7 protein-coding genes, 1 other RNA gene and 1 pseudogene are annotated in these 5,307 nt (G+C 66.5%); 5 read left to right on the top strand and 4 right to left on the bottom strand.

The window, feature by feature from the left end; translation table 11 throughout:
- Positions 1-65 (bottom strand): annotated as a pseudogene (locus RSA25_RS18900) (ferric iron uptake transcriptional regulator); the annotation flags it as partial.
- Positions 66-168: 103 nt separating this feature from the next.
- Here RSA25_RS18900 and bamE point away from each other — a divergent pair.
- Positions 169-564 carry an outer membrane protein assembly factor BamE gene (gene bamE / locus RSA25_RS18895; RefSeq protein ID WP_332810367.1) on the top strand — a complete coding sequence of 132 codons (396 nt, stop codon included), beginning with the start codon at positions 169-171 and terminating at the stop codon, positions 562-564.
- A 14-nt stretch (positions 565-578) separates the two neighbouring features.
- Here bamE and RSA25_RS18890 read toward each other — a convergent pair whose 3' ends face one another.
- Together RSA25_RS18890 and RSA25_RS18885 are read right to left on the bottom strand one after the other, a co-directional pair.
- Positions 579-839, bottom strand: coding sequence for an RnfH family protein (locus RSA25_RS18890; protein ID WP_332810366.1), 261 nt, complete (start codon positions 837-839; stop codon positions 579-581).
- A 3-nt stretch (positions 840-842) separates the two neighbouring features.
- A complete protein-coding gene (locus RSA25_RS18885) occupies positions 843-1,271 on the bottom strand; it encodes a type II toxin-antitoxin system RatA family toxin (protein ID WP_332810365.1) in 429 nt (142 codons plus the stop codon).
- A 60-nt stretch (positions 1,272-1,331) separates the two neighbouring features.
- Here RSA25_RS18885 and smpB point away from each other — a divergent pair, with 60 nt between their 5' ends.
- Positions 1,332-1,835, top strand: coding sequence for an SsrA-binding protein SmpB (gene smpB / locus RSA25_RS18880; protein ID WP_332810364.1), 504 nt, complete (start codon positions 1,332-1,334; stop codon positions 1,833-1,835).
- Positions 1,836-1,868: 33 nt separating this feature from the next.
- Here the strand turns inward: smpB and RSA25_RS18875 are convergent, their stop codons facing one another.
- Positions 1,869-2,621, bottom strand: a complete 753-nt coding sequence (locus RSA25_RS18875) for a hypothetical protein (protein ID WP_332810363.1) — start codon at positions 2,619-2,621, stop codon at positions 1,869-1,871.
- A 161-nt stretch (positions 2,622-2,782) separates the two neighbouring features.
- Here RSA25_RS18875 and RSA25_RS18870 point away from each other — a divergent pair, with 161 nt between their 5' ends.
- From RSA25_RS18870 to ssrA, 3 genes are all read left to right on the top strand, one after another.
- Entirely contained in the window at positions 2,783-3,154 is a 372-nt protein-coding gene (locus RSA25_RS18870; protein ID WP_332810362.1) for a hypothetical protein, read from the top strand.
- A 134-nt stretch (positions 3,155-3,288) separates the two neighbouring features.
- Positions 3,289-4,119 carry a tetratricopeptide repeat protein gene (locus tag RSA25_RS18865; RefSeq protein WP_332810361.1) on the top strand — a complete coding sequence of 277 codons (831 nt, stop codon included), beginning with the start codon at positions 3,289-3,291 and terminating at the stop codon, positions 4,117-4,119.
- A 114-nt stretch (positions 4,120-4,233) separates the two neighbouring features.
- Positions 4,234-4,636: a transfer-messenger RNA gene (gene ssrA / locus RSA25_RS18860) on the top strand.
- Positions 4,637-5,307 lie beyond the last annotated feature (671 nt).

The raw sequence follows: 5,307 nt of genomic DNA, 5'->3' as shown, positions 1-5,307 counted from the left end.
GCCAGGATCCGCATCCGCGGATGGGTCACCTTCAGGCCGACTTTACGCAGGTCGTGGGTTTCCATAGGTCTCCGTTCATTGGCGATTTAGCGCCAGCTGCCTCGGATTGGGTCGCGGCGACGCGTCGTGAGTGTATCATCGACTGGATTTCCCAAAACGCCATTCCCGATGCGCAATCTCCTGCTGGTCGCCGCCGTTGCCCTGTCCACCACGGGCTGCGGCATCATCTATAAGCAACCCATCTATCAGGGCAACCTGATCCGGGAGCAGGCCGTCGGTCAGCTGCAGGTGGGCCAGAGCAAGCAGCAGGTCAACGCGCTGCTCGGCACCCCCTCCATCCCGGACCCGTTCCACGCCCAGCGTTGGGACTACACCGCCAGCCAGCGCGTGAACCGCCTGGGCCAGACCGAAGTGAAGAACTTCACGGTGTACTTCGAAAACGACCTGGTGACCCGTTGGGACGGTGAGTACTTCGCCAACAACGACGCCGACCTGGCCAAGACCTCGGTGCGCCAGTTCGGCCGCAACCTGGCCAAGGACAAGAAGAAGCGCGGCGGCCGCTGAGGCGGCCACCCGGCCTACCGACCGGCGCGGGCGCGCCGGCGGCGGTTGTCCTTCGGATCGGCCAGCAACGGTCGCAGCAGCTCGACCCGGTCCCCGTCGTGCAACCGCTGCGTCGGGCGGGCCAGCACCCCGTGAACGGCCATGGCCGGACAGTCTTCGCTGCCCGGCAACGCGGCCGCGGCGACGGCCTCGGCCACGGTGGCGCCCTCGGGCAGCTGCAGCGCGCGGCGGGCCACCCGGTCCGGCCAGGCCAGCACGACTTCCACGCCGATCACGGCTCAGTCCTGCTCGTCGGCAACGCGGACGAAATCATTGACCATCCGGTCGGCCAGGCCCTGGAACCCCAGTGCCAGGGCCGGCCCGAGCAGGCGTGAGTTCGGCTCGAACTCCAGGGTCAGGGTGACCTTGCAGGCATCTTCGGCCAGCGCGTGGAACTCCCAACGCCCGTGCAGGCGCTTGAAGGGGCCATCGCGCAGCTGCATGTCGATGCTGGTGGGGCGCTGCAGGGTGTTTTCAGTCATGAACCAGGTCGAGAACGACCCCAGCCCCAGGTCCAGGCGCGCCACCAGGCGGTCCGGGCCGGATTCCAGGATCTGCGAAGCCGAGCACCAGCGGAACCGGCGCGGATAGGCATCGATATCATTGACCAGGTCGAACATACGGGCAGCCGAATGTTCGACCAGGGCGCTACGACGGATAGTTGGCATGCGGCAATACAGTGTGCTGATGAATCGACCGGAGAGGCCCGAATCGGAGACAATACGGACATGAGCAAGAACAACGGCAAGGATAAAGCAAAGAACGCGACGGCCAACAAAACCATCGCGCTCAACAAGCGTGCCCGCCACGAGTACCACATCGAAGATCGTTTCGAGGCCGGCCTGGCCCTGCAGGGCTGGGAGGTCAAGTCGATCCGCGCCGGGCGCGGCAACATCGTCGATGCATACGCCTATGTGCGTGACGGGGAGATCTTCCTGATCGGCGCGCAGATCACCCCGCTGATCCAGGCCTCCACCCACGTGGTGGCCAACGACCGGCGCGAGCGCAAGCTGCTCCTGCACCGCAACGAGATCGACAAGCTGATCGGCAAGGTCCAGCGCGATGGCTACACCATCGTGCCCACGGCCATGTACTGGAGCAAGAACAAGATCAAGCTGGAAGTGGCGCTGGCCAAGGGCAAGCAGACCCACGACAAGCGCGATGCCGAGAAGGACCGCGACTGGGCCCGCGAGAAGTCGCGGACCATGCGCCGCCACAACCGCGACGCGTAAGCCGGCCAGCAACCCGATCGCCCCACCCGGCGCTTAGCCCTCTTCGTCCACCTGGTAGGGCCGCTGCTGCACCGGCGGCGGCGCCACCCCGTACTTCTGCCGATACAGCTCGTTGAGCTGATGGTTCAGTGACAACGCCTCGGCCTCGGCCAACAGGCGCTCGCTGTCGGACAGACCGAAGATCATCACCGGCCGGCTCAGCGACTGCATCAGGTCGCCCCGCATCTCCACCACCCGCGACAGCGCATAGGCCTCGGCCATCTGGTCGCGACGGCTCGCCTTGAACGCGACCAGCTGGTTCAGCGCAAACAGGTTGCCGTCCGCCCCGGCCACCAGCAGCCGGGTTTCGGCCTGGGGGTCGGTGCGCAGGCGGCGGGCGTCCAGCAGCGTGCGCGCCACCCCATCGCCGGCCGCGGCGGCCTGCTCCAGCTGCAAGTCGGTTGCGGTCACGTAGCGGCGCCACTGGCGGGCGTTGGGGTAGCCGTGGCGGTCCAGCCACTCGGCTTCCTCCGGACTGTCGCCGCCAAACGGCTCGGTCTCGCCCACCATCCCCTGCCGCGACTGCGGTACATCGGGGAACGGGTGCGGTGGACGCGCGGCGGCTGGCCGCGCAGGCAGCGCCGGGGCTGCGGCCACCGGGCGCGCGGCCGGCGGCACATCCTGGCGGCTGGCCACGGCCGGTTCCCGCTGCGCGGGCCGCGCCTGCCGCTGCCCCACCTGCACGCCCGCCACGAACACCGCCGCGGCCCCCAGCAGCAACACCGCCAGCTTCCCTGCCCTGCCCATTGCTACTCCCTTTGAACGCCGCCACGGCCTGCTGCCTCGTGCCCGCCAGCAAATACGCGGACAGACCGGGGGATTATCGCGCCATCGGCCTGGCGGGCAATTTCCCGCTGCGTGCCGACAAGTGTCAAAATCCCCGCCTATTACACAGGCTGGAGCGTTGCGTGACACAGGAAACCCCACTGGAAGCCGCCCCGAGCGCCGATCCCACCGTCGATCCCATCGCCGAGCTGCAGGCCGACGTGGCCGCCTATGAAGCGATCTTCGTTGAGCTGGCACGCGCGATGGACCCGGCCGCCCTGCTCAAGGTGCTCACCTACCTCTCGCGCAACGCCAAGCGTGATGCCTCGGAAAAGCAGACCTACGACAGCCTCGAACACCGTCGCCTGGTCGCCACCGTGGAGGCGCTGATGGCCCACGTGGCACCGGAAGCGCGCAAGCAGGCCGTCACCCTGCGCAACGAGCAGAACCACATGCGCAAGCAGAAGGCTCGTCACCAGGCCGACAGCAAGCGCCAGCGCGAAGGCAAGCGCTGAGCCGGCGAGCCGCCCACCTCGTCTTCGGCGTTGCCGTTGTGAGCGCGTTGATCGCCCCGGTTGCACGTGCCAGCAACCCGCCCCACCCGTGCACCGCCGTTGAGGCCGACACGCGGCGCATCCTGGATGCACGCATGGACGGCGACCAACCGCTGCGCCAACCCGGCCCCGCTGCCGGCAACGCGCAGCCGGCCGACCCGGAGGCGGCTTTCGCCGGGTACCAGCGTGGCGCACGCCAGGGGCTGCCCGAAGCGCAGTTCCACCTGGCCGCCGCGTACCTGTTCGGGCGCGGCACGGCGCCAGACCTGGCCCGTGCCATCGCCCTGTTCGGCCAGGCGGCCGCGCAGGGCGACGCCGATGCCATGCGCTGGCTCGGCGATATCCACGCCGTGGGCGGCCCGATCAACCGCTATGGCCGGTATCCACCCGGCGCGCAGTGCATCGCGGTGGACCTGGCACAGGCGGCGCACTGGTATCGGCAGGCCGCCGAGGCCGGCAACCGCGCCGCCCAGGAACAGCTGGCCATCGCCTACCTTGCCGGACTCGGCGTTGACCCCGATCCGGCGCAGGCCGAACACTGGCTGGAGGCGATCGGGAAGGAGCGCCGCGCCCATGCGCTGTTCTACCTGGCCGACCAGTACCTGTATGGCGCCGGCGAGGTCGTGCCAAAGGACCTGGCCAAGGGCGCGCGTTACACGCTGATGGCCGCCGAACTGGGGCATCCGCCTGCGCTGGCGCAGCTTGGCGTGCTGCACGAGCACGGCATGGGCGTGGAGCAGGACGACGTGAAGGCCTACGCCTACGCGCTGGCGGCACACGACGAGGGGCTGCCGATCGAGGACCACCATTTCGCCAACCAGGTCGCCACGTTCCAGGCCCGCATGACCGAGGCCCAGCAGGCCGACGCGCTGCAGCTGTTCCGCAGCATCCGCCAACGGCTGCACGGCGAGGCGACCTACCTGTAAGCCCGCCCGGCGCGCACCGACGTGCCCGCGTGACTGTTCAGCTGGAGTGGAGTAGGATTGGCCCCGTCAAGTAGCGTCTGGTTCGCCAGATGTCTTGCGGTTCTTGAAGAAACCGGGGGTGCATTGGTTTCGACGGGGGTTGTGAAGTTACTTGGTGCATGCCGAGGGGGCAGCTTTCCTCGTTAATCCAGCAGCAAACTTTTAGTTGCCAACAACGACAACTACGGTTCGAACGACTTCGCAATCGCTGCCTAAAAACAGCTTTAGCGTTTAGTTCTACAGCCGCCTAAGGCGAACCCCCGAACCTACTTGTGCCCGTGCTCGTAGATGTAGGGTCATTATCACGGAACCGGTTGTGATGGCTGCCTGTCAGTCACGACTTAACTAAAGCAGGCTGGTCCTGGGGTGCACTTTGCACGCCGTGCTGCCACAGGGCGAGATTCAACGGCGAGCTAAGCATGTAGTACCGGGGATGGAGTGCCTTCGGACGGCGGTTCAATTCCGCCCACCTCCACCAATGAGGGGTTCGAAAGAATCCCAGGAAGCCCGGGAATCCTTACACAATAAGGGTTCCCGGGCTTTTTGTTGTCTAGGGTTGCCAGGTCTGGTGGGCTGCAGCCATGAGACGGTGGGGGTATATCCAGGGGTACAAGCCCGCCCTGAAAACCTGGTACCCCCATGCCCTGTCCGATGCCGCGATCCGTCGCGTAAAGGCCACCGAGAAGCAGCAGAAGCTGTCCGACGGTGGCGGCCTGTTACTGATGGTCCACCCGGATGGCTCTCGCTACTGGCGCTGGAGGTACCCCGTCAACGGCGAGAAGAAGCTGCCGGCACGGGCGTGTATCCCGACGTCAGCCTGGCCAAGGCCTGAGAAGCCCGGGAAGACGCACGACGCCTGCTCGCCAGCAGCGTGGACCCCAGCGAGCACCCCAAGGCTGCTACCGCCTCCCGCACCGTGGCGGATATGGCGAGAGCTTCGAGGTCATCACCCGAGAGTGACTCGCCGGTCGGCGTTGATCTTCTCAGTCTTACAGACTTCAAATGGGATCAACCCACTCATCCATATCCTCTTCTTAGCTGACACGGCGCAAGCCAGAGAGTCTAGTTCGCCTCTTTCTCACTGGGGCCGGCTTGACTGAATCGCCCAGGGTTTTGTAGACAGTCGTCAGCCGTTTAGTGCGTACTGCT

The organism is Stenotrophomonas sp., from assembly GCF_036662295.1.
Classification (GTDB): Bacteria; Pseudomonadota; Gammaproteobacteria; order Xanthomonadales; family Xanthomonadaceae; genus Stenotrophomonas.
This window is presented reverse-complemented; position numbering and strand designations above follow the sequence as displayed.

What these genes read in the sequence shown, in the direction of transcription:
- smpB (WP_332810364.1), top strand. Translation starts at nt 1,332, where the DNA reads ATGAGCAAGAACAACGGCAAGGATAAAGCAAAGAACGCGACGGCCAAC.
- RSA25_RS18885 (WP_332810365.1), bottom strand. Translation starts at nt 1,271, where the DNA reads ATGCCAACTATCCGTCGTAGCGCCCTGGTCGAACATTCGGCTGCCCGT.
- bamE (WP_332810367.1), top strand. Translation starts at nt 169, where the DNA reads ATGCGCAATCTCCTGCTGGTCGCCGCCGTTGCCCTGTCCACCACGGGC.
- RSA25_RS18875 (WP_332810363.1), bottom strand. Translation starts at nt 2,621, where the DNA reads ATGGGCAGGGCAGGGAAGCTGGCGGTGTTGCTGCTGGGGGCCGCGGCG.
- RSA25_RS18865 (WP_332810361.1), top strand. Translation starts at nt 3,289, where the DNA reads ATGGACGGCGACCAACCGCTGCGCCAACCCGGCCCCGCTGCCGGCAAC.